Source organism: Sorangium sp. So ce204 (assembly GCF_051526795.1).
Lineage (GTDB): Bacteria > Myxococcota_A > Polyangia > Polyangiales > Polyangiaceae > Sorangium > Sorangium cellulosum_B.
Genome location: NZ_CP150317.1, coordinates 1430675 through 1454643 on the forward strand (window position 1 = coordinate 1430675; position 23969 = coordinate 1454643).

Consider the following 23969-nt stretch of genomic DNA (forward strand, 5'->3'; position numbering starts at 1 on the left):
CCGCGCCGGCTGCCGGCGTCGCCCGACACGAGCTGCAGCGCCGCGCTCGGGCATCGACCCACGAGGCCGCTGCTCATCCATGCCGATGGCGCGATCGACGGCCTAAGCCGGGTGGAGTAGCTTCGGCGGTATGGCGAAGCCCTGGGACATCACCGGCGACGACCTCGTTCGATGGTCGCAGCAGTACGATGCGCCGAGCGTTCTGCCCGATCTCGTCCGCCGGCTGCTCCTCGCCACCTCACCCCTCTCGTCGATCTCCATGAGCGCCCACGCCGGCACGCGGCTCAGCGGCGTGGACGGCGTGGTCCGGTCGAGCGCAGAGACGGCGTTCTGTCCTCGCGGCGCATCGGTCTGGGAGCTGACCGTCGAAGGCGAGCTCAGTAAGCTGAACAGGGACTTCAAGAAGCGGGCGGATGACCCGAGTCCCTTTGAGCCGAAGGTGACCACGTACGTCGCCGTGTCTGCCCGGCGTTTTCCACCCAAGTTGCGATGGGCAGCGGACAAGCGCAGCCTGGACTTCTGGAGGGACGTTCGCGTCCTCGACGCCGAGGACCTCGCCGCATGGCTCTCGAGTGCGCCGGCGGTCGCCCGGTGGTTCGCGGATCGGCTCGGCCGCCCTGTCCATGACGTGGAAGATCTCGATGGCTTCCTCGAGCGGTGGCGCCGCCGCACGCGGCCGCCGCTCCCCGCCTCCATCGCCGTCATCGGCCGGGAACGGCAGCAGCTCGCCGAGAGCGTTCGCGCGTGGGCGCGAACCGTGCGGAGGGACGGCACGCCGCTGCGCATCCACGGGGCCACGTGGGACGAGGCTGCGGCGTTCGCCGCCGCCGCGCTGGCTCTGGATGGGACACCCGAAGGCGAGCAGGTGCGCGCGCGCACGATGATCATCCGGTCCGCCGACGCGCTCCGATGGGCGCTCCAGAACGACCAGGACCCGCCCCTGCTCGCGATCGCGGTTTTCGACAGCGCGTCTGCGACGGTCGGTCCTGCGATCCTTCCCGTGGAGGGCCCAGTCGCTAGAGGGGCGATCGACGTCGTTCGTCTCGGTCGGGTGGCCTACCGACGGTTCGAAGAGGTCCTGGCGAGCACCGGCCTGTCCGAAGATGACGCTGCCCGCATCGCAGCAGGCTCCGGCGGGTCCCTTACGTCGCTGCAACGGCTCCTCGGGTATGTCGAGCTGCCGCGGTGGGCTGAGGGCGTCGCCGCGGTCCCGCTCTCGGCCGTGCTCCTTGTTGGGGCTTTCGAGCCGGACAACCAGGAGGACCGCGACGTGCTCGCGCTCCTCGGCGCCGATCCGCGCGAGGCCGAGCTCTTGTGCGAGCGCCTGCGCCTTGCGCCCGACGCGCCGATGCACAGGGAGGAACGTCGCGCGTACCGCGCCGTATGGACATGGAGCGCGCCGCCCGATGCATGGAAGCTGCTGGCAGCGCAGATCCCCGCCGACTCCTTGCGGCGCTTCGGCGACGCGGTGCGTCTCGTGCTGAGCGAGCGAGACCCGGGCCTGGATTTGACGCCTGACGAGCGCTTCATGGCCCCGCTGCACGGTAAGGTCCCGCGCGCGTCCGGCCCGCTCCGCGAGGGGATGGCGCGCTCCCTCGCGCGCCTGTCGCAGAACGATGAGGCGCTCGCTGCGCTCCACGGGCCGGCGCGAGGGAGCCGTCTCGCGATGAGCGCCGTGCGCGAGCTCCTGCCGCCCCCGTGGGCGCCGTGGGCGTCGCTTGCGGAGCTCCTGCCGCTCCTGGCCGAGGCCGCGCCGGAGACATTTCTCGTGTGTGTGGAGGCGAGCCTGCGCGAAGGCGACGACGGGATAGCGCGTCTCCTCGCGGAGGAGACGCGCTTCGGACCCAGCCCGCACACGGGCCTTCTGTGGGCGCTGGAAACGCTCGGCTGGGACGAGCGGCTGATGCCTCGTGTAGCGTCGGTGCTGGCACGGCTCGCCCAATACGACACCAAGCTGGAGCGCCCGGGCAGGATGGCGAATCGGCCTGAGGCGAGCCTATGGCAGCTCCTACGAATCGCGATGCCGCAGACGCGCGCGGCAGCCCAGCAGCGAATCGGCGAGATGGATCGCAGGCTTCGAGAGACGCCCGACGTCGCATTTCCGTTGCTTGTGCGAGAGATCGATGGGCAAGGAAGCGTTGTTCTTCTTGAACAGTCGCGCATCCCAGAAATCTGGTCGGTGAAACCTCTTAGTCGTGAGGAACAGGAAACGCGCCATGAGAATGAGGTGTCGCAAGTTGAGGAGGCGTACGTCAACCTGGCTTTTGAACATGCGGGACACGACGCGGAGCGGTGGGCCTACTTTCTGAACAACGTCAGTATGGGGAACGACATGGCAGTCGCCACCCTCGAAAGGCTGGAGGCCGTGAAGTCCCAGATAGGGGACGAGCAGGCGAAGGTCTGGGGGGCCATTCGACACGTCCTGCACTGGTCCCGTGCGGAGGAGGAGGGAGCGGACGAACAGGACCCTTTGGCGCTCGACCGAAATGCAGTCTACGACCGATGGCAAGCGCTCTATACGAAGTTCCAGCCGCAGGATCCGGCGTTGCGTTACGCTTGGTTGTTCCAGACGGATGTGGAGATTCCCGGAGTTTTTCGTCGGAAGGTGGATCTGGATCTCGAAGGGCGAGAGATCGCGCGATTGCGTGCTGAGGCGCTACAAGACGTTGGGCGTCAGCACCAGCGGTTGGAGATCCTGTGCGCCCTCGCCAGGCAGGCGAACGACAGCCGCGTGCTCGGCATGGAGCTTGGGAGAGCGACGTTTGCAGATGCGCTAGACGCCCACTTGCTCGAGGGGCATCCGCCCCGAGATCTCGCGCCGCTTGTCCCCAGCTACATGGCCGTGCGATGGAGCCTTCGCGGGTCGGAGTGGGCCGAGGAAAAGCTTCGCGCGATGCTCCAGCAGGGGAGAGGACCGGATGTCGAGGAGGTGCTCCTCAGGCGCCTTCCAGATCGCACCGTATGGGATGTCGCCGATGCGCTGGGTGAGGACGTCCGACGCGGGTACTGGCTCAAGCTGGAGCTCATGCTCGGCGAGCACCCGGCGGAAGCGTGGGAACGGGCCACTAGAAGCTTCCTGGACGTCGGAAACGTCGCGGGCGCCGTCAAGTGTGCCGAATGGGCCAAGGACAAGCTAGACCACGAAACGATCGCGCTGGTGCTGAGGGCGTTCGGCTCCGCGCCTCCAGTAGAGGTGAGGCGGTTCTTTCAGGCGCCGGCGTCTTCCTACACGCTCGAGCAGCTCATGGATCGGCTGGCTTCCGCGCCGGAGGCCGACGCCAGGTACGGCGAGCTCCTGGCGAGCATCGAGCTCCTCTACGCGCTCGGGACCCACGAGCCCAAGCGGCCCTTGCACCGTCTCTCCGCGGCGTTCGCCCAAACCCCTGGTCTCTTCGTGGATCTGGTCAAGCAGATGTACCGGAAGAGCGGCGGGCTCCGGCCGGTGCTCTCCGAGACGGAGCAGGACGACGTCCGCCGTCGGGCGGAGGGTGCTCATCGCGTGCTGGGCTCCTGGACGGGATACCCGGGCCAAGGGCTGCCAGTAGACGAGGCGGGGCGGGTCCTCTACGAATGGTCCTCGAAAGTGCTTCGCGAACTGGTTGTCGAGCGGCGCCCAGACACCGGCGCGAGCGAGGTGGCTCGCGTCCTTGCTCGCGCCCCGCAGGGCGAGGACGGGTTCTGGCCCTGCATCGCGGCTCGTAAGCTGCTGGAGACCGACGAGTTTCCTGCACTCGCCGGCGGTCTGCACATCGCGAAGCGGAACCTGCGTCGAAGGACGGTGCGCTCGATCGGCGAGGGCGGTCAGCAGGAGCGCGCCCTCGCAGCCAGCTACCGCGACGCGGCGAGAGCCCTCCGTCCCGCCTGGCCTCGCACGGCCGACATGCTCGATGGCTTAGCGGCTGCGTACGAGGGCGACGCCGCCCGCCAGGACGAGACGGCGCGCGCGACGCTGCGCGAGGAAGGCGCCGAGCCCTCGGATTTCGGTTCGCCACCCTCCCGCCAGCAAGCGTCTCCTAAGCGCCGAGTCGTGAGTCCGGGCATCGTCCATCTCCGCGGCATCGAGCTCACCAACGTCACGTGCTTCGAGCACCTCAACCTCGAGCTCCAGCCGCCGCGGGACCGCGGCCAGTGGCTCCTGCTCCTCGGCGAGAACGGCCGGGGCAAGTCGACCCTCCTGCGGGCGCTCGCGCTCGCGCTCGCGGGCACCAATGTCGCCCAGGCGGCTCTCGGACAGTACCCTGCCCCGATCCTCCGGATCGGTCAGCCATCGGCTCGGTGCGAGGTGACCTGCGGCGAGCAACGTTACACGGTGACCATCTCGAATGATGGCACCTTCGAGGTGGCGACCTGCGACCCGACGAACGGCGCCCGGCCCCCGGTGTTTGCCTACGGCTGCCGGCGCGGCTCCGCGCTGGGTGGGAGCGACGCCGTCGATCTGACCAGTCCCTTCTCGGACGTGGCCACGCTCTTCCAGCCATCGGCTCACCTCTACCCCGCCCCGAGCTGGCTGAAAGACCTGAAGCTGCGCGCCTTGCAAGATCCCAGGTACGATCACGTCTTCCAGACGCTGACGGACAAGCTCCGCGATCCGCTGCTCCCTGACTTGGAGCGCCTCGACGTCGTCGGCAACCAGGTCTCTGTGATCGCACCCAAGCTCGGCGGGCGCGTTCCCCTCGCAGCCCTCAGCGACGGCTACCTCACCACCCTGGGCTGGCTCATGGACCTCGTGGCCCGCTGGCTCCACTGGGCCGAGCAGGTGGAAGGCAAGCCCCCTGAGGGAGACTTCTTCGCCCGCATGGAGGGGCTGGTCCTGATCGACGAGATCGACCTCCACCTGCATCCGCGCTGGCAGCGCAGCGTCGTCAAGCTGCTCAAAGACGTCTTTCCGAGGCTCTCGTTCGTGGCGACCACGCACAACCCGCTGACGCTCCTCGGCGCCGAGGCGGGCGAGATCGTCGTGCTGCGCGATGCGGCCGACGGGAGCGGTCGCCCGGAGGCGAAGCGTTTCGACCTGCCGCCCGGCATCCGCGCCGATCGGATCCTCACGGGCGAGTGGTTCGGGCTGCCGTACACGGTGGACGACGAGACCATCGCGCTCATCGAGCGGCACCAGCAGATGCTCCTCGAAGGCGTCCCCGAAGACACGCCGGAGCGCAGGGAGCTGGAGGAGAAGCTCGCCGCCCGCTACGGCTCCTATGCCGACACGTCGCTCGACCGGATGGCGCTCGAGGTGGCCGCCGACCTGATGCGCGAGCGCCAGCCGAAGACGCCGGAAGAGCGCGCCGACCTCCAGCGGAGGCTGAAGGAGCGGGTCCGGCAGAGGCTCGCGCAGCATGATCGCGCGAACGTAACGAAGAGCTGACAAAGGCGAGATGTTTCAGGCGCGACGGCCGAAGACGCCGAAGGGCTTCAATCTCGGCGTCCGTGACGCCCGGAAGAGAATACGGGAGCTCGTCGGGCGAGGAGAGCGACCGACGTCCAATGACTTCGACGACACCTGGAGCAGGTTCAAACACCTTCTCGCCGAGGCGCAGCACCATCGATGCGGCTACTGCGATCGCAAGGTGCTCGGCGGTGATGACGGAACGATCGATCACTACCGTCCGAAGGCCGAGATCGAGGAGCTCGAGGACGACCCGGACACGTGGGGAAGGCAGAGAGCCCACTCCGCGAGCATCGAGGGCAGGAAGTCGCTCCTCATGTCGGAGCGCGGCTACCACTGGCTCGCGTACACCTGGCACAACTACGTGTTCGCCTGCTCGTGCTGCAACGAGAAGTGGAAGCGGGCGATCTTCCCGGTCGCCACGCATCCGCGATGCTGCCCGCCTCGACCGAGGAGCCATGAGGAGCCGCTGCTCCTGAGCTGCTACGGTTCGCTCCGCCCGAGCGCGCACCTCCAGTTCAATGAAGATGGCACCGTCGAAGCAAGAAACGGGAGCCGCTACGGCCACGAGACGATCCGCACGGTCGGCCTTCATCGTGAGCCGCTGCGCGACGAGCGCGAGGACGTGACACGCGACGTCTACGAGGCCCTCCGAGAGCTCGCCGAGGGTACCGAGGGCGCCGTCCGTGCCTTGTGCAGGCTCGGAGGCGAGGGGCGATCGTTCTCGGGCGTTGCGCGCGCCATCGTCGAGCAGGAGCTCGAGATGAGCTGGGGCGAGTTCGTCGCGACGTTTACGGCGACCTGACGCCGCTCACCGTGCTCGCCCCCGCCGGCCGCCAGCCGAGGATGCGCAGCGCGTTCTGCGCGAAGATCTTCACGACGTCCTCGCGCGACATGCCGCGCTGCCTGAGCCGCGCGGCGAGCGCCGGCAGCGCCGACGCGTCGTCGAGCCCCCTCGGCGGGACGATGCCGCCGTCGAAATCCGAGCCGATCGCGACGTGATCGACGCCGGCCACGCGGACCATGTGATCGACCTGCGCGACCACGTCGTCGACGCCCGCCTCGCTCGTGCCGTTCACGAAGGGGGCGTGGAAGTTGAGCCCCGCGACCCCGCCGCTCCGCGCGATGAGCCGCAGCTGCTCGTCCGTCAGGTTGCGCGGCCGGTTCGCCACCGCGCGCGCGTTCGAGTGCGTCGCGACGATCGGCGCGCCGTGCGCCGCGGCGATCGGGACGAGATCCGCGAACGCGGCGTCCGAGACGTGCGAGACGTCGATCAGGGCGCCCTGGCCGTAGACGCGCTCGCAGAACCGCTTGCCGAGCTCGGTCAGCCCGTACGCCGCCGGCTCGCCGGTCGCGGACGACGAGAGCCGCGTGTTCTTCGCGTGGTTCGGGCTGATGAGCCGCACGCCGCGCGCGATGAAGCGGTCGATCTGCGCGATGTCCGCCGCGAACGCGCCGGCCCCCTCGATCGAGAGGAAGGTGCTGATCTTCCCCGGCTCGGCCCGCGCCGCGCCGAGCGGGAGGAGCACGGGGTTCGCGGCGATGATCGCCTCGATCGTCGCGAGGACCGCGCTGGCGTCCTCGATCTGCGGGCCCTCGGGGCGCGCCTGGTCGGGCAGGTAGATCGGCAGCACGACGCCGAGGTAGTGGCCCGCGACGAGCGTCTCCCGGCGGGCGTGGCCTTCGCCGAGGCGCCTGTCGCGGCCCTTGAAGTGGACCTGCCAGGGCACGTCGACGTGCAGATCGACGACCGGCACGGGGGGCTCCGCGGGCGGGTCGCCGAGCGTGGGCCGCGGCGCGCCCAGGGCGCCGGCGGCGCAGGTGACGGCGAGCAGGGCGCGGACGCGGGCGCTTCCGTTCACGCGCTCACCCGCTCACCAGCACGCCCAGCGCGAAGCCGACGCCGAGGCACACGAGCCCGATGAGCCCCACGAGCCACCAGGCAGCGCCCTCCGAGCCCCCGCCCTCGGCGGCCAAGGGGACCTCCACGACCCGCACGTCGTAGTGGCCGCCCGTGAGCGTCGGCACGCCGGCGGGCTGCTGCGCGCTGATGTGGGTTGGCCTGGCCGAGAAGGTCGCCGTGGGCGCCACCGACGGGGACGCCTGGACGGGCGGCGCTGTCATGCGCGGCGGGGGCACCGTCGGGACCCTGGACGCGATGGGCGGCACGCTCTGCACCGGCTGCGTCACGTTCTGCGGCGGCTGCGCCATGTTCTGCGGCGGCTGCGTCATGTTCTGCGGCGGCTGCGTCATGCTCTGAAGCGGCTGCGGCGGCGGCAGCGAGGGCAGCTGGTGCGTCAGCGCGGGCGACGCCGGCGCGTCGGGCCACGCGCTGGGCGTCGCGATGCCCGTGCGGTGCGCGATGGCGCCCAGCGTCTGCGCCATCTCCTCGGCCGTCTGGAAGCGCCCGGCCACGTCCTTGGAGAGGGCGCGCTGGAAGAAGAGGCCCCAGGCCGCGAGGTGGGGCGCGACCTGCTCGATCGGGCGCACCTCCTTGGCGAGCACGGCGGTGAGCCGCGCGAACTCGTTCTCGGCGGGGAACGGCTGCGTCGCCGTGAGCATCTCGTAGAAGATCACGCCGACGCTCCAGAGATCGGTGCGCGCGTCGACGCCCTGCGCGTTCTTGATCTGCTCGGGGCTCATGTAGCCAGGCGTCCCGAGGAGCGTGCCGGCGCGGGTCTTCAGGCCCATTCCGCCGGCCGCGTCCATCACCTTCGCGATGCCGAAGTCGAGCACCTTCACGCGGAAGCCCCCGCGCGGATCGCGGATGAGGAACAGGTTCTCCGGCTTCAGATCGCGGTGGATCACCTTGTGGCTGTGCGCCGCCATGAGCGCCTGGAGCACCTCGTGGATGATCGGCACGGCCTGCTGCGGGGGGATCGGGTTGCCCGTGTCGATGTACGCGGCGAGCGGGACGCCCTGCAGGAGCTCCATGACGAGGTAGGGCGTGCCGTCCTCGGCGCGGGTCGCCTCGAAGACCGAGGCGATGTTCTGGTGGACGAACCCCCTCGTCGCCTCCGCCTCGGCGAAGAAGCGGTGGAGGACCTGCTCCTCCTGCGTGAACTCGGGGTGGAGCACCTTGATCGCCCGCTTGCCCTCGCCGCGAAGGCCCTCGGCCTCGTAGACCGCGCCCATGCCCCCCTCGCCGAGGAGACGCAGGATCCGGAAGCGCCCGTTGAGCACGGCGCCCACGAGCTGGTGGGAAGGGCTCGATGGGTCGATCACACGCGGACTCTACCAAAGCTTAGGCGCGGCCCGCTCGCCGAAACCTCGGCGGTAGGCGGCTCCCGCCGGCGCTTCGGCGCGCGGCTCACGCCGGCGCGGGTCAGGGCGCGGCGTTCGCCACGGCCGAGCGCGCGGCCGGGCTCGCGGGCAGCGGCGTCCGCAGGGCCTCGCCCGGCTGAGCCCCGGCGTAGAGGAGCTCGTAGACGGCGAGGCTCGTCATCACGCGCTTCGTGTAGAGCCGCGTCTCCTCGTACGGGATGCGCTCGACCCACAGGTCGAAGCTCTGCGAGGGGCGCTCCGCGATCCATCGCTTCGGCGCGCCGCCCCCCGCGTTGTAGGCGGGGATCGCCAGCAGGGGGTTGTCCGAGAACTGGCCGCGCAGCTGCGAGAGGTAGCGGCAGCCGAGCGCGATGTTCACCTCGGGGCGCTTCAGCGCGTCGGCGCTCCACGGCAGCCCGAGCGGCTTGGCCATCCGCTTCGCGGTCGGCACGATGAGCTGCATCAGCCCGAACGCCTGGGCCGGCGAGGCCACCCTCGGGTCGAAGGCCGACTCCTCGCGCATGATCGCGTAGGCGAGGGCCTCGGGGATCCCGCTCCGCTTGGTCTCCGCGGCGACGAGGCCGGAGAAGGGGCGCGGGTAGGCGAGCTCCCAGGCGCCGCGCCAGCGCCCGACGGGGTAGTGATCGACCCACTCGCCCGCGAGCTCGACGGCCGCCGGCGCCGCCATGGCGGTGCGCAGGATGCTGTACGACTGTGGCAGCGCGCCCGAGCGCGCGAGCAGGAACGCCGAGGCCCACATCACCTCGCGCGGCGCCGTCTTGCCCCCGACGCCGAGCAGGTCGAGCTCGCGCCGCGCGAGCTTCGCTTCCCCCTGGCGCGCGAGCTCGACCGCGCGCGTGAACGCGGGCTGCGCGAAGAGCGGGCTCCTGAGCTCGGTGTACGGCGCGCTCGCGTCGCGCTCCAGGGCCGCGGACAGGGCGCGCTCGGCGGCGGCCGGGTCCACGTCGGCGAGCCGCGCGTGGGAGAGCGCCATGTAGAAAGAGAGCGGGTAATCGCGGATCACCTGCTCGAGCAGCGCCTTCCCCTTGTCGGGCGAGCCCGTCTCGATGCGGGCGCGCCCGAGGTAATAGGGGAGCCTGCCGGCGGCGTGGTACGCGCGTTCGTGCGGGAACCGCTCGAGCGCGCGCTCGAGCGGCCTGACCGCGCCCGCCCAGTCGCCGCGCTCCATCTCGAAGAGCGCGAGCTCGAACAGGCCGTCGGCGACCATGTCGCCCGACGGGTAATCGTCGGGCATGGCGGTGAGCAGCTGCACGAACTGCGCCTGGTCCCCGAGCCCGAGCAGCGCGCGCGCGCCGAGGTAGCGCGCGTCGTCCGCGAGCCGATGATCCGGGTATTCCTTCTCGAGCAGCGCGAAGCGCGCGGCCGCCTCGGCGTGCCGATCGACGCGGAGCGACGCGCGCCCGGCGTTGTAGAGGGTCTCGGGCCGCCGCGGGGCGGGCGCGCTCGCACCTGCAGCGGGCGCCGCGCCTGCGGCGGCGGGCGCCGCGCCTGCGGCGGCGGGCGCGGCCGGCCCACAGCGCTCGATCGCCGTGCCGAAGAGGTCGGCGGCCTCGGCTCGCCGCCGGAGGCGCCCGAGCGCCTCGCCGCGCGCGGCGAACGCGTCGCAGGCGAAGGCCGAGGGCGCCTGCGCCTCGGGGAGGGCGATCAGCGCGTCGGTGACGGCGAGCGCCTCCTTGTCCTGGCGCGAGGCGAGCAGGGCGCGCGCGCGGGCGAGCAGATCGGCGGGGCCCAGGTCGAGGAACGGCTTGCGCCGCGCGAACGGCAGCGTCGACAGGGCCTGGTCCTGGATCTCCTTCGCCTCCCCGGCGCCGGCGCCGCCCGGCGCCTCGTCGATGACGCGCCGGGCGACGCGGATCGCCTCCTCGGCGTGGTCTTCGCTCGGGTGGCGGAGCAGCGCGCGGGCGAAGCGGAGCGCCTCGGGCACCCACGTCGACGCCGGCCAGCTGCGGGCGAGGTAGGCGCGCCAGCGCGCGGCCGCGCCCTCGATGTCGCCCTTGTCGGCGAGCGCGCCGGCGACGATGCGATCGAGCTCGTCGGCGATCGCGACGTCCGACGAGACGGCGCGCGCGCGCTCGAGCGCCGCGTCGGGCTGCCCCGCCCTGGCGAGGAGATCGGCCGCCGCGAACCTCGCGTGATCCGCGAGCGGCCCGCCCGCCGCCGCGGCGGCGTCGTACTCCTTCGCCGCGCCCACGGGATCGCCCGCGAGGGCGCGCAGCCGCCCGAGCTGGTAGCGGAACGCCGCCGCGTCCGCGGGCGGCAGGGGCGCCGAGAGCGCCTGGGCCATCGCCGCGGCCGCGCCTGCGTACGCCTCCTGCTCGACGAGCTTCTGCACCTGCGCGAGCCGCGGGTCGTCCAGCACGAGGGTGAGGCGCTCGGGGTCGAACGCCGGCGCCTGGCCCGGCGTGCCCGTGACGACGGGCCCCGCCGGCGCTGCGCTCGGCGGGGGCGCTGGCCGCGGGCAGAGCGGCGGGCAGGCCGCCGCCCCGCGCTGCGCGGGGGGCGCGCCGGCGCACGAGGCGCCGAGCGACGCGGTCAGCGCGAGCGTGGCGGCCAGCGCGAGCGCGGTGGCCCCGGAGCGGGCATCCAGCCTGAACATGCCTGCACCATACTCCGGATCGCGCGGCCGCACAGCGATCGAGGCGAGCGGCGCGCCTGCGAGCCGCCGGAGCGCCCTCTCGTGAGCTGGCGCCCCGGCGTTCGGACGTGGTGTGGAAGCGTGCGGGGCAGCGGCGCGGCGTTACTTCGCCGCGTCGCAGGCGAGGAAGACCCGGATGGCCTCGATCGTGTCGTCGGAGAGCTTCACGCCGATGGGCATCCCGTCCGCGCCGTTCGCCCCGCCGATCTGGATCTCCGAGAAGATCGCTTCCGCCTCGGCGCTGACGCTGGCGGGGTCGTCGACGTTGACATCCTCCGGAGCGTTGATGCGCGACGCGCCCACCGAGGTCGACAGATGACAGGGCACGCACTGGTCCTGGAGCGCCTGGTAGCCCGCCTCCTCCTGCGCGGTCGCGTCGGGCGGACATTCACCGAGCGGCGAGTCCCCGGAGGTACTGCCGCCGCCGTCGTCGCCGCCGCAACCGTGGAGAGCGCCAATGACAAAGGGCGCGAAGCAGAGCAAGAGCATCGTACGAACGGGCATCAAAGCACCTCAACAGCTTGTTTAGGGAAGGGGAGCGAGCCGGAGTCGAGCCTCCAGCCATGCAGGCCGGCCGGGCGCTGCGCGCCGATGGTGCCTGGGGCAGCGTACCGGGTCAACAAAGACGGGTCGGCGTGGACTGAAGGACACCGGGGTCGTCCGAGGGGGCACCTCGTACGAGTTCGAGGCGCCGTGGGTCTCGTCGGCGAAAGCCTCGCGCGAGGGGAGGCGCCGCCGGCCCCGTTCGGATGGGGCGGCTACCGCGGCGCGTCCGGGACCGGCGTGTCGAGCAGGAGCTCGGCGCCTATCTTTTCTCGCAAGCGCATCCTCACGTCGCTCGCGGAGCGCAGCCTCCCGGATGTCATGCGGTGGTGCTCGGGCCGATTTCGGGCGCGTGCGCTGCCTCGCTGCGCGCTCTGGGCAGCTCGAACCAGAAGAGGCTCCCCTTGCCCACGACCGTGCGGAGCCCCACGCGGCCGCCGTGCGCCTCGGTCAAGCGTTTGACGGTGGCGAGGCCCAGGCCCAGGCCCGGCACTCGAGCGCCTTGCGCTCGGACATGAGGCTCGAACACCGTCTGCTCGAGGGCCGGCGCGACGCCGGGCCCTGTGTCCTCCACCTCGATCCGCACAGCCTCTCTCGCGTCGAGCACCCGGATCACGACGCGGCAGACCGCCGCGTCGCCGAGGTACTTGAGCGCGTTGCGGATCAGGTTGGCGAGGGTGCTGGTCAGCACGCCGGGGCTCGCGGCCACCGCGCACGGGGCGAAGGGCTCGACGCGGAGCTCCACGCCGAGCTCCACCGCGACAGGAACGAGCTCGACCATGAGATCGTCGATGATGGGGCGCACCTCGGCGCGCGCGCCTGACTCCGGACTCGCGCCCGCGCGAGCGAACTCCAGGAGCCCGTCGGTCATGCGCTTGACGCACAGGATGGACAGCCGGGCCCGTTCGAGCGCATTTCGTGCCGGATCTCCCTCGTCGCTCCGCCGCAGGGCGAGGTCCAGCGCGAGCGCGACCGAGCCGAGGGGGCTGAGCACGTCGTGCGCGACCCGGCCGGCGAACTGCTCGAGCTCATCCGCTCGGCGCTCCAGGAGCACGCCCTGCCGCCAGAGCAGCCTCACATGGCGCCGGATCTGCACGGCGGCCGCCGCGCAGGCCAGCAGCGCGAACATCACGCTCGCCGTGTTGAGCACCAGCGCGATCCGGCGAGAGCGAACGCGGCTGGCTGCGATCTCGGTCGCCAGACGAAGCGCCTGCCGCGCGTTGAGATCGATGCTCGCCATCACGGCCTCGCTCGTCGAGTTGAAGTCCGCTCGCAGCGCGCCGTCGACGAGCTTGTTGGCCTGGTCCGGATGGCCGCTCGCCACCAGCGAGAGGGCCCGGTCGGCGTCCAGATGGAGCTTGGCGAGCTCCTGAGCCACGGTCTGCCACTGCCTGAGCTCGCCCGGATAGACGGGCATGTCGAGGTAAGCGTCGAGGCTCCGGGAGAGAGTGTCACGCGCCTCGTCGAGCTCATGGCGAGCGAACGGGCGGCCCAGCGCGGCGTTGTTGACGAGATCGCCCAGGAGCGCCTGGGTATGCCTCAGCTCGGCGCGCGCGGCCGCCAGGTGCATGATGCTCGACGTGGCGTTCTCCGCCAAGCTCTTGGCCGCCGCGTCGATCTCGGCCTCTCGGTGCTCTGCGTAGGCGGCCGAGATCACGAAGCTCGCGATAGCGGCGAAGAACGCCGCAAACAGCGACAGCAGGATAGAAGGCAGCCTCTCGGGCATAAGAGTAGACTTCGACCTCGCCGGATCCTTCCGCCGTCGCATCGCCATGCCGGGATGCTGTTCCGCCGTCCGCCCGAGCGCAACGCGGGAAGTACGCCGGCGTCGTGGCGAATCACCCCTCGCTGCATCAGCGGATGTCCCCCAGGCTCGTGTCGAGGGAGGATAAGATAACCACGATTACGCTGAGGATAAGATAACCACGATTACGCTGGTGAGCGCTGGTCGGCCTTGGTGCCCTGAGCGCGATCGAACGACCTTGTTTGAACACCGATGAGGCCCCCGGAGAGGGTGTCCGTGGGGCGGCGTGGGGGACGGACCGCTGTCTGAGCCTGATCGACGTGCTCTCTCCGGCGTGCGCAGCGCGCCGGAGAGAGCACGTCGATCAGGCGAGTTCGGTGGGGCCCCCGCGCCGCCCCACGGACACCCTCTCCGGGGGCCGGGCAGCCGGGACCAGCGCCCTCTCCGGGGGGCCGGGCGCGCAGCGCTAGCTAGCTCGCCCGCCGCCGCTCCAGGTGCGTCTTCATGGCCTTGAGATCCCCGTGCACCGCCTTCTTGAAGCTGCCAATGAACAGCCGCCCCAGCGTCTCCATGAACCAGCCCATCCCGGCGATCTCGCCCTCCATCTTGAGCAGCGTGCCGGCGCCCTCGGGCTCGAAGACATACCGGAAGCGGTAGGCCCCCCGCCCCGTGGTGCCCTTTTGCCCGTCGACGAAGAGGTCCAGACGCCTGCCGGGCTCCGCCGCCGTGACCTCGAACAGCTCGGTCGATTCCTTGCCGAACATCTTGCGGGTCTCACGCCACATCGCGCCCTTGCCGACGACGGCGCCCGTGAGCTTCTCTACCCGCACGAAATTGGGCATCCAGTCGCCGAACGCGTCGATGTCGGTCGCGAGCCGGAAGACGTCCTCGGGCGATGCGTCGAAGCGCTCTTCAATGGTGAACAGGAGCGGCATCTCGTTCTTCTCCTAGGCTTTCCCGCGCGCCGTGCCATCGTGCCGGAACCGATCCTTCTCCGTCAACGAGCGCGTCGAGCGCGCGCAGCGGCCGAGACGCTGGCGCCCCGCCGTCTCGCGTCTCTCGCATCGTTCGGCTTCCGTCCGAGCTCCTCGCGCGGCCCGGATCCGGAGTCGCGGGCTCAGCCCTTCTTGCCCGGCGGCAGCAGCATGCCCCGGTTGCCGGTCGCCCCCTGCATCGGGCGGTGCAGGACGATCTTTCGCCCCGCCTCGCGCCCGTGCGCGTGCGCCGCCGTCCGCTGGTTGCCCGTGTGGCGCAGGTGCTGCACGTGCGGGTGGCGCGTTCGATAGTAGCCGTCCAGATCGGCGTCCCTCACCCAGACGAGCCCCTGCTCCGCGGACACCTTCCGCTCCGCGTTCAGCTTCTCGAGGAACCCGAGCATCACCCCGGCCTGGTAGGTCCGCCGGTCCTTGTTGCCCTTCACCCCCTGGGTCCGCTTGTGCTCGTTCCACAGCTGCTCGGCCGTGTGGTGCAGGAACGCGTGCACGTAGGCCGCCATCTCCAGGTTCGCCGGCGTCCCGCAGATCTCGAGGACGCTGCCCCGCTTGCCCTCGAGCGGCACGTAGACGGGCACCCAGATCGCCTCGACGAAGAAGTGCTTCCCCAGGATGCCGCCGACGATCCGCTCGGTCTCGCCCACGCGCCCGCTCGGCGCGCCGAGGTGGCGGAAGCCGTACTGCCGCGCGGCGCGCGCCTTCGCGACGTCGAGGTTGTACTTCAGCATCAGCCGCTGCGCGGCGCTCATCGCCGCCTGCGCCTCGTTCGCGTTCGGGCTGTCGGCGAGCGCGAGCAGCCGCGCGATGCGATCGAGGATCCGGGCGTCCACGCTCGCCTCCGACGCGCCCGCGTCGCCGCCGCGCGCGATCCCGCCGGGATCCGCCGGCGAGCGCCCCGCGGCCGGCATCCCGGCCGCCGTCCCGTCGATGCCGAGGCGCGTGCACACCTCGCGGAACGCCGGCCCGTGCGCCGCCTCGTCCCTGACGCCCAGCACCTCGTGCACGTACTGGTGCGCCATCTCGTGCTTCAGCACCTCGATCACGACGCCCCACGGCTGCGTCAGGACGAGCGGCCGCGAGATCTCGATCGCGCGCGCCTCCGAGACCCACCGCCCGAGCCGGCTCGCGGCGTCGGACAGCTCGATGGACGCAGAGCGCAGCTTCCGCCGGAAATGCGTGTAGTTCAGGCTCTGGTAGGCCGCCATGAGCTCGCACACGAGCGCGGCCTCCAGCTCGGCGCTGAGCCTGGCCGCCGTCTCGAGCGGCGGCTCGGGCGCCGGCGCGCCCGGCGACGGCCGCGCCTCGGGCTGCGCGGCGGCCTCGGTCGGCGCGGGTTCGGCCGGCGGCGCCGCGGCCCCAGGGCCCTGCTGCGCGCCGCGCATCCCGTTCAGGAAGAGCTGCTCCGCCATGCGAACGCCTCCATGGCACGCCTCGCGCGGCGGTCGAAGGGTTTTCTCGCCTCCCGGGCGGGCAACCCCGGCCGGCGCCGTCACCTCGATGCCGCCGAGCCGCCTCAGAAACGTTCCCGATACGCCACGTCCTCGGTAAACTCGGGCGCCTCCGTGCTCCGCTCCAAGGCGCTCAACGATCCTCCGCCGGCCGAGGCCGACGCCGCAAGCCGCTCGTCCCGCGGCTTCGCCCGCGATCTGGGCGCAGATCGCGCCGCGGCGCGCGCGCGGCTGCGCGCCGTCGCCCGCGCCCGCCGCCGCTACGGCCGCCTGTTCCTCGCCCTCCCGCTCCTCCTCATCGTGATGGCGGACGTCCTCCTCCGCGGCGATCGCCTGCTCGATCTGGGCGGGAAGCACATCGCGAGCTACCTCGGCGCGATGGTCGAGAGCGCCGCGCTCTGGGGGCTCCTGCTCTTCGCGGCCTCGTCGCGGCGGGGCGCGGCGCGGTGGCTCGCGGCGCTGCTCTTCGTGGCGCTCGCGACGCTGTCGCTCGGCGGCCAGCTCTACTTCCACCGCCAGTACGCGACGTACCTCAACCTCGACGCGACGCTCTTCGGGACCTCGCTCTCGGCCAGCCTCTTCGGCCAGCTCCGGGCCGACGGCGAGAACTTCTTCCGCTCGGTCCTCCCGCCGCTGCTGCTCGCGATCGCGCTCGTGTGGCTGGGCCGGCGGATCGTGCGGCCAGGCCGCACGGCGTGGGCCCGCGCCGCCCGCCTCGCCGCGCCCGCGGTCGTGGTGGCCGCGTTCGTCCTGCCGTGCTCCTACCGCACGGTGCAGGCCTCCACGCCCGACGTCATCTACTTCCACGCGATCGGCGGCCTGCTCAAGGAGCTCGCCGGCGTCCAGACAACGGCGCAGGTGCGCCCCGGGCTCCGCACGCCGCCCTCGCTGCCGCCGGTCACCCCGCGGCCGGGCCCGCAGCGCAACGTCCTCTTCATCCTGACCGAGAGCGTGCGCGCCGACGCGACGTGCTCGGCGCGCACGCCCGTGGCCGCCGGCGAGGCGCCCGCCGCGTGCCCCGGCACGCCGCGCATCGACGCGGCGGTGCCCGACCGGCTGCCGCTCACGCAGATGCGCTCGAACGCCTCGACGACGGCGATCGGGCTGGCGGTGCTCTGGTCCGGCCTCCAGCCGGTCGCGACCCGCGAGGCGCTCCACACGGCGCCGCTCGTCTTCGACTACGCGCACGCCGCCGGCTTCGACAGCGCCTACTGGACGAGCCACCACATGATGTTCGCCAACTCGCGCCTCTACGTGCAGGACCTGCCGGTCTCGCACCAGTGCGGCGCGACCGAGCTCGATCCGCTCGCCGACATCGATCTCGGCGCCGACGACCGGCTGCTGTCGGCGCACGTCCGGTCCGAGGTGCTCTCGCTGCGCGAGCCGTTCCTCGCGGTCGCGCACTTCGGGAACACCCACGTCCCCTACCTCGTCGACCCGGAGGACGCGCCGTTCCAGCCCGCCCTCGAGAGCAAGGCGCCGGACGACAACGAGGCGTACCGCAACTTCTACAGGAACGCGGTCTACCGTCAGGACGCGGCCATCGCGGAGCTCATCCGCTTCGTCCGCAGCTCTCCGGTCGGCGATCGCACGGTCATCGTCTTCACGTCGGACCACGGCGAGGCGTTCCGGGAGCACGGCCAGCTCGGCCACACGGGCTCGATCCTCGACGAGGAGATCCGGGTGCCCGGATGGGTCGACGCGCCGCCGGGCACGCTGACGGCCGCGGAGGAGGGCGCGCTGCGCGCGGCCCGGGACGAGCTGGTCTTCCACACCGACGTGGCGCCGACCCTGCTCGACCTGATGGGCCTCTGGGACGAGCCTGCGCTCGCGGGGTACCGGGCGGCGATGGTCGGGCACAGCCTGCTCCGGCCGTCGCCGGGGCCGGCGGCGCTGGCGCTCACGAACTGCACCGGGATTTGGGGCTGCGCGTTCAAGAACTGGGGGATGATGCGCGGCAACATGAAGCTCGAATCCCGCGCCTGGGACACCGCCTGGCACTGCTACGACGTGCTCGCCGACCCCCGCGAGCAGCGCGACCTCGGGCCCGCCGCCTGCGGCGACCTGCCCCGGCTCGCGGACGCCCTCTACGGCGGTCCCGCCGGCAGCGTCGACGTCCCTGCCCACCTCCGCGACCTCGCGGTCGGGCCTCGCCACGACTGATCCGGATGACCCAGGACATCGACCGACAGGGCGGCGCGCTCGCCGAGCCGCCCGCGTCCCCCGCCATCCGCCCCGCCCGCGCGGGCGATCGCGCCGCCCGTGACCGCGTCCGCCCGCGCGCCGCGCGGAAGGCCGCGCTCCGCCGCGCCCGCCTGATCAGCGCGGCCCTCCTGGCCTCGCCGGCGCTCTGGATCCTCGTCCTCGACGTGCTGCGCCGGGCCCGCCACATGACAACGTTCGATCGGCCGCACGCCGCGGGGTATGCCGCGACCGTGGCGGCGTCGCTGGGGTTCTGGGGCCTCTTGCTCTACGTCGCCTCGGGTCGCCGCGGCGCGGCGCGCGGCGCCGCGGGCGCGCTGTTCGTCGCGCTCTTCACGCTCGCGTGCGGCGTGCAGGGGGGCTTCCACGCCCTCTACAACATCTACTGTTCGGTCGACTCCCAGATCCACTCCCAGTCGATCCCCTGGTCGATCGTGGGCACGCTCCCGCTCGGGCACCCGCGCGTGATCGTCCACTTCGCTGTCGCGCTCGGGTTCGCCCTTGGGGCGCTCCGGCTCTCCCGCCGGCTCGTGCGCCCCCGGCGGCTCCGGCGGCGCCTCGCCGCCGCGGTCGTGCCGCTCGCGCTGGCCGGCGTGGCGATGATCCCGGTGAGCTACCGGGTGATCCAGTCGTCGTCGGCCGACATGATCTACTTCCACGGCATCACCGCCCTGGTGAAGGAGCACCTCGGCGTCACGAACGACTCGCCGGATCTGCGGGTGCAGCGCCGCAACCCGGAGCGCGTGCCGCGGCTCTCGGCGCGGCCCGCGCGGCCGCGGAACGTGGTGCTCCTCCTGCAGGAGAGCCAGCGGGCGGACGTGACGTGCGTCGCGTACGACCCGGCCTGCGACAAGGCGACGCCGTTCTCCAACGCCGCCGCGCCCCGCCGCATGCCGCTCCTGCAGATGCGGGCCCACGACTCGACGACGGCCATCTCCATCTCGAACATCTGGTCCGGCGTCCCTCCGACGGAGAGCCTCGCGGTGCTCGGCGCCGCGCCGCTGCTCTGGGACTACGCCCACGCGGCCGGGTGGGACACCGCGTACTGGACGAGCCAGAACCTCATGTTCGGCAACGCTCGGCTCTACGTGCAGGACATCCCGGTCTCGCACCGGGCTGTCGCGACCCAGCTCGATCCGGGCGCCGACCTCGATTACGGCGCCTATGATCGGCAGCTCACGGATCGGGTGATCGAGGAGTGGGACGAGCTCGTCGAGCCGTTCTTCGCGGTCGTCCATTACTCGAACGTCCATTTCCCTTACGTGAGCGATCCGCTCCACTCGCCGTTTCAACCGAGCGAGCTGACGAAGGCGCCCGAGAAGAACGAGCACTTCAAGAACTACTACAAGAACGTCGTTTACCTGTCGGACATGGCGGTTGGCCGGCTCATCGAGCACATCCGCGGGACGCCGAGCGGCGAGCGCACGGTCATCGTGTACACGTCGGATCATGGCGAGTCGTTCCGGGAGCACTGGCAGCTCGGCCACACGAGCTCGCTCTGGGACGAGGAGATCCTCGTCCCGACGTGGGTCGACGCGCCGGAGGGGACGCTCGCGCCGGAGGAGCGGGCGAGCATCGAGGGCGCGAAGGACACGTTCGTGTGGCACCTTGATCTGGCGCCGACGTTCCTCGATTTGATGGGCCTCTGGGACGAGCCGGGCCTCGAACCGTTCCGCCGGCGGATGATCGGACACCCGTTGACGCGGCCGGAGCGCACGGTCGCGCCGATGCCGCTCACGAACTGCACGTGGGTGTGGGGGTGTGCGTTCCGCAACTGGGGGATGATGCAGGGGCCGATGAAGATCGAGGCGCGCGAGTGGGACGGCGAGTACCACTGCTTCAACGTGCTCGACGACCCGCTGGAGCTGACCAACCTGGGAGAGCAGGCGTGCGCGCCGCTGCCCGACCTCGCGCGGGGGCTCTTCCACGAGATGCCGAACGTCACGCCGCCGGGGAGGCCCAAGGTCGACTGGGGCGGGTGAGCCTTCCGGTGAGCGCTGGCCGCGCCTGGGCGTGCGCGTCTCCGCGGCTGTCGAGCACCCTCGCGGACGAAATCGCGCTTGCCCTGCGGGATGTCACGCAAGGTTCACTGAAAGCTCACCTCATCTCCTGAAGGGGAATGGGGAGATAGCGTGAGGGATCCGCACGAGGGGATCCTGTCGTACCCTTCCGAAAGCATCGACATCACCGTGCAGCGGGCCTGAACCCCGTCGCCGCCGCCGGAATCGTTCTGCTCTGTTGACTGTATGCGGGAAAACCAATACCAAGATTCCTCTCTTTTGCAAAGCGAGGAAATTATGGTGCGGAGAAACCCGCTGGGTGGGTTGTTCGGGCTGACATGCATTGTGGTGGTGGGTAGCGCCTCGTGCGCCGTCGACACCGAGGTGGGGGACGCGTCTCTTGGTACGGAGGTCGTCGAGGCCACGGCCCCGCGGCCGAGCCAGCGCGCGATGATGCCGCCGGAGCTGCGGGCCGCCTACATCGCTGCCGTGCAGGCAGGGGCCTCGGAGGCATACCGCGCGGAGCAAGAGGGAGCGGCGGTCCGGGCGCAGAACCCGGCGCAGCGGTTTGGCGCGGAGCTCACCGCGTCGGGGGTGACGCTCGCGCCGAGCGACGGGCAGGGCGACTGGCGCTGGTCGGTCGCCACCGTGGGTTATGGCTGCGACGGCGCGCTCGATCCCGTGCAGGCCGTGGCGCCCACGACCGCCGGGGGGCGCATCGAGTACCGGCGCGGGGACCTCGTGGAGTGGTACGTCAACGGGCCGCTGGGACTGGAGCAGGGCTTCACGCTGGCCTCGGCGCCCGCGTGCAGGGCCGCGGGCGGTGGGCCGGTGACCGTCGCGCTGGAGGCCCAGAGCTCGCTGGAGGCGGCCCTCGCCGAGGGCGGGGACGCCGTCGAATGGCGGGACGCCGAGGGGCAGGCGGTGGTGCGCTACACGGACCTGCACGTGGTCGATGCGATGGGGAAGGTCCTGCCAGCCAAGCTGGCCGTGAACGCGGGCCAGGTATCGCTCCAGGTCGACGACACCGGGGCGGTGTATCCGGTGGTCGTCGACCCGCTCGTCTGGACGGAGGAGGAGAAGCTGCTGGCCGGGGACGGGGCAGCCAACGACGCCTTTGGTAAATCGGTCGCGATCAGCGGCGATACGGCGGTGGTGGGCGCTCCCGATGCGAGGGCGACGATCAATGGGGGCCTGAAAAACATAGGCGGGGCCTACATCTTCGTCCGCTCCGGCTCCACCTGGACCCAGCAGGCCAGGCTCACGTGCGGTGATCCTGGCATCAACGAGGGCTGCGGGACGTTTGGCTACGCCGTGGCCATCAGCGGGGGTACCATCGCGGTCACGGCGCCCTTCAAGAGCGGCACGGGCGGCTCCGCCGTGGGCGCGGTCTACGTCTTCGTCGGCTCGGGGTCCAGCTGGACCCTGGAGCAGAAGCTCTACGCCAGCGACGCTGTTGCAAGCGACTCCTTTGGCTGGTCGGTCGCGCTGGACGGAGACACCCTCGTTGCCAGCAGTCATCACCACGACCATTCGGCCTCCAACGACGGCGCAGCCTGGGTCTTCACCCGCTCCGGGTCCACCTGGACCGAGCAGCAAGAGCTCATCCCCGACGATGCCGCCGGGTCCGACGAGTTCGGCTGGTCGGTCTCGATCAGCGGGGATAGCATCGTCGTCGGCGCTCCCCTGGATGACGCCCCGTCCTCCAACCAGGGTTCTGCCTACGTCTTCGTTCGTTCTGGCTCCAGCTGGACGCAGCAGGCAAAGCTCGTGAAGTTTGGGACGGGCTCGGGGACGTTGTTCGGACAGAGCGTGGCGATCAGCGGAGACAGCGTGCTCGTGGGGGCCCGTAACTACTCGAATCCGTCGAACACCTCGGGCGCTGCTTACGTGTTCGTTCGTTCTGGCTCCAGCTGGACCGGGCAGCAGGTGCTGGCTCCCTCGGGCATGGCCGCCTTTGACGCGTTCGGGACGTCCGTCGCTATCCAGGGCGACAGGGCCATCATCGGCGCCACAGGCGCCGATGATGCCAGCGTGTCGGATACCGGTGCCGCGTACGTCTTCGAGCGCTCGGGGTCCACCTGGACGCAGCAGCAAGAGCTTTTTGCCTCCGACGGAGCCAGCTTCGACGCCTTCGGCGATTCCGTCGCGTTCGACGGGGACACGGTCGTCGTGGGCTCGCGCTCGGACGACGATCTCGGGACGAACTCGGGCTCGGCTTACGTGTTCACGCTTGAAGACATCTGACTGTCTCTCTCGCCGCCCGGCCAAGTCGCACGTCGCGGATTTGCCGAACGAGGCCCGCCATCACGCGGCGTGCATCGAGATCCGCGTCGAAGATCACGACCCTGTGCTCCGCGAGCTCCCGCGCCGTCTCCGGGCGGCCGCGCGCTCCCAGCGTCGCGGGCGACGCGACCGCCGAGAACTCCTCGAGACGCTCGCGGCGCTCGCCGATCGCAAGGCGAGCGTACGCTGAGGGGGCGCCGAAACCGGGTCGGCTCCCCTGCGGCGCCAGTCTGTAAGCTTTTGAAATTGCTATAGAAAGCAAAGGGTCGCGACCCTTTGTCGGAAGCGCTATGCTCGGCGGGTGCCCACCGCCGCACAGAAGCCACACCCAGCCACCGTGGCGGATCTCCTGGCCATCCCCGAGGAGCAGCGCTTTCACGAGATCCTCGACGGCGAGCTCGTGCAGAAGGCCGTCCCTTCGTTCGAGCACGGCGACGCGCAGTCCGCCATCGTCGCGCACGTGAAGATCCCCTTCCAGCGGCGCCCCGGGGGCCGCTGGCCCGGAGGATGGTGGTTCGCCACCGAGATAGAGGTCGAGTTCATGCCGGACCAGGTGTACCGGCCTGACGTGGTCGGCTGGCGCCGCGAGCGCGCGCCGGAGCGGCCCAGCGGGTGCCCTGTCCGGCTCCGGCCCGACTGGGTCTGTGAGGTGCTCTCCCCGAGCAACGCGCGCAACGACACGGTCAAGAAGATGCGCGTCTATCAGCGCTGTCAGCTGCCCCATTACTGGATCGTTGATCCCCGGGAGGAGACGCTGACCGTGCACCGGTGGACCCCGGAGGGGTACCTCGTGGCGCTCCGCGCGGAGCGGGGCGAGCGCATCAGGGCCGAGCCGTTCGATGCGATCGAGCTTCAGGTCGGCGTGCTCTTCGGGGACGAGCGCGAGGACGACTGACGGCCCCCCGCCGCCTCCCGCGGGGGAGGGCCGCCTCGGTCACAGGTCGCGGAGGTCGAGCGACCCGATGAAGTCGGACTTGCCGACGTCGAGCCCGTTGTGCCGCAGGATCGAGTACGCGGTGGTCGCGTGGAAGTAGAAGTTGGGGAGCACGAACCCGAACACGAACTCCGGGGCCCTCATGCCCTTGCCCGGCAGGAAGAAGAGCGGAATCGTGCGGTCTTCCGCGCCCTTCAGCTGCTCCGGCTTCACCGCCTTCACCTGCTCGATCGCCTTGCCGACGCGCGCGCGCAGCTCCGCGATCGTCTCGTCGCCCGTCTCGAGCTGCGGCGGCTCCCCGCCGGTGAGCAGCGCGCTCAGCCTCAGGGGCCAGGCGATGACGTTCTGGAGCTGACGCCTGAGGTTCCACTGATCGGGCGCGAGGCGCGCCGTGAGGAGCACCTCCGGGTCGAACTTCTTCTGCTGTGCGTAGGCCTCCGCCTTGTCGAGCCAGACCAGCACCTGGCCGAGCATGCGAGTCATCTGGGGGAACGAGCTGTCGTAAAGGCTCATGATC

Annotated in this window: 14 protein-coding genes; 6 read left to right on the plus strand and 8 right to left on the minus strand. The window is 71.1% G+C overall.

Annotated features, from left to right (window positions below; translation table 11 throughout):
• Positions 1–130: 130 nt before the first annotated feature.
• Both WMF22_RS05220 and WMF22_RS05225 read left to right on the plus strand, forming a co-directional pair.
• Positions 131–5362: an AAA family ATPase gene (locus WMF22_RS05220; RefSeq protein WP_438035042.1), complete on the plus strand. Its 5232-nt coding sequence runs from the start codon at positions 131–133 to the stop codon at positions 5360–5362.
• A gap of 10 nt (positions 5363–5372) precedes the next feature.
• Positions 5373–6188, plus strand: coding sequence for a hypothetical protein (locus tag WMF22_RS05225; RefSeq protein WP_438035043.1), 816 nt, complete (start codon positions 5373–5375; stop codon positions 6186–6188).
• Here WMF22_RS05225 and WMF22_RS05230 read toward each other — a convergent pair.
• The 7 genes from WMF22_RS05230 to WMF22_RS05260 all read right to left on the minus strand — a co-directional run bounded on the left by WMF22_RS05230 (position 6175) and on the right by WMF22_RS05260 (position 15991).
• Positions 6175–7245: a dipeptidase gene (locus WMF22_RS05230; RefSeq protein WP_438035044.1), complete on the minus strand. Its 1071-nt coding sequence runs from the start codon at positions 7243–7245 to the stop codon at positions 6175–6177. The genes WMF22_RS05225 and WMF22_RS05230 overlap by 14 nt on opposite strands.
• 4 nt (positions 7246–7249) lie before the next feature.
• Entirely contained in the window at positions 7250–8608 is a 1359-nt protein-coding gene (locus WMF22_RS05235) for a protein kinase domain-containing protein (RefSeq protein WP_438035045.1), read from the minus strand.
• A gap of 100 nt (positions 8609–8708) precedes the next feature.
• Positions 8709–11264 (minus strand): transglycosylase SLT domain-containing protein, encoded by a 2556-nt coding sequence (locus WMF22_RS05240; protein WP_438035046.1) that lies wholly within the window; start codon positions 11262–11264, stop codon positions 8709–8711.
• A gap of 141 nt (positions 11265–11405) precedes the next feature.
• Positions 11406–11807, minus strand: coding sequence for a hypothetical protein (locus WMF22_RS05245; RefSeq protein WP_438035047.1), 402 nt, complete (start codon positions 11805–11807; stop codon positions 11406–11408).
• A gap of 358 nt (positions 11808–12165) precedes the next feature.
• Positions 12166–13620, minus strand: a complete 1455-nt coding sequence (locus tag WMF22_RS05250; protein WP_438035048.1) for a sensor histidine kinase — start codon at positions 13618–13620, stop codon at positions 12166–12168.
• 440 nt (positions 13621–14060) lie between these two features.
• Positions 14061–14525 (minus strand): SRPBCC family protein, encoded by a 465-nt coding sequence (locus WMF22_RS05255; RefSeq protein WP_012233582.1) that lies wholly within the window; start codon positions 14523–14525, stop codon positions 14061–14063.
• Between the two features lie 182 nt (positions 14526–14707).
• Entirely contained in the window at positions 14708–15991 is a 1284-nt protein-coding gene (locus tag WMF22_RS05260; protein ID WP_438035049.1) for a SprT-like domain-containing protein, read from the minus strand.
• 153 nt (positions 15992–16144) lie between these two features.
• Between WMF22_RS05260 and WMF22_RS05265 the strand changes: the two genes are divergently transcribed.
• The 4 genes from WMF22_RS05265 (at position 16145) to WMF22_RS05280 (ending at position 23413) form a co-directional block, all read left to right on the plus strand.
• Positions 16145–18193, plus strand: a complete 2049-nt coding sequence (locus WMF22_RS05265) for a sulfatase-like hydrolase/transferase (RefSeq protein ID WP_438035050.1) — start codon at positions 16145–16147, stop codon at positions 18191–18193.
• Positions 18194–18198: 5 nt separating this feature from the next.
• Positions 18199–20214, plus strand: a complete 2016-nt coding sequence (locus WMF22_RS05270; RefSeq protein ID WP_438035051.1) for a sulfatase-like hydrolase/transferase — start codon at positions 18199–18201, stop codon at positions 20212–20214.
• 369 nt (positions 20215–20583) lie between these two features.
• Positions 20584–22479: an FG-GAP repeat protein gene (locus tag WMF22_RS05275; RefSeq protein WP_438035052.1), complete on the plus strand. Its 1896-nt coding sequence runs from the start codon at positions 20584–20586 to the stop codon at positions 22477–22479.
• 340 nt (positions 22480–22819) lie between these two features.
• The gene (locus WMF22_RS05280; protein ID WP_438035053.1) at positions 22820–23413 is read left to right on the plus strand and encodes a Uma2 family endonuclease; all 594 of its coding nucleotides are present in this window, start codon (positions 22820–22822) and stop codon (positions 23411–23413) included.
• A 39-nt stretch (positions 23414–23452) separates the two neighbouring features.
• On the opposite strand, the gene WMF22_RS05285 is transcribed toward WMF22_RS05280, so the two are convergent.
• Entirely contained in the window at positions 23453–23965 is a 513-nt protein-coding gene (locus WMF22_RS05285; protein WP_437298015.1) for a DUF1993 domain-containing protein, read from the minus strand.
• Positions 23966–23969 lie beyond the last annotated feature (4 nt).

Coding starts and splice junctions, on each gene's coding strand:
- WMF22_RS05220 (WP_438035042.1), top strand. CDS start 131: ATGGCGAAGCCCTGGGACATCACCGGCGACGACCTCGTTCGATGGTCG.
- WMF22_RS05225 (WP_438035043.1), top strand. CDS start 5,373: ATGTTTCAGGCGCGACGGCCGAAGACGCCGAAGGGCTTCAATCTCGGC.
- WMF22_RS05240 (WP_438035046.1), bottom strand. CDS start 11,264: ATGTTCAGGCTGGATGCCCGCTCCGGGGCCACCGCGCTCGCGCTGGCC.
- WMF22_RS05245 (WP_438035047.1), bottom strand. CDS start 11,807: ATGCCCGTTCGTACGATGCTCTTGCTCTGCTTCGCGCCCTTTGTCATT.
- WMF22_RS05250 (WP_438035048.1), bottom strand. CDS start 13,620: ATGGCGATGCGACGGCGGAAGGATCCGGCGAGGTCGAAGTCTACTCTT.
- WMF22_RS05255 (WP_012233582.1), bottom strand. CDS start 14,525: ATGCCGCTCCTGTTCACCATTGAAGAGCGCTTCGACGCATCGCCCGAG.
- WMF22_RS05260 (WP_438035049.1), bottom strand. CDS start 15,991: ATGGCGGAGCAGCTCTTCCTGAACGGGATGCGCGGCGCGCAGCAGGGC.
- WMF22_RS05270 (WP_438035051.1), top strand. CDS start 18,199: ATGACCCAGGACATCGACCGACAGGGCGGCGCGCTCGCCGAGCCGCCC.
- WMF22_RS05285 (WP_437298015.1), bottom strand. CDS start 23,965: ATGAGCCTTTACGACAGCTCGTTCCCCCAGATGACTCGCATGCTCGGC.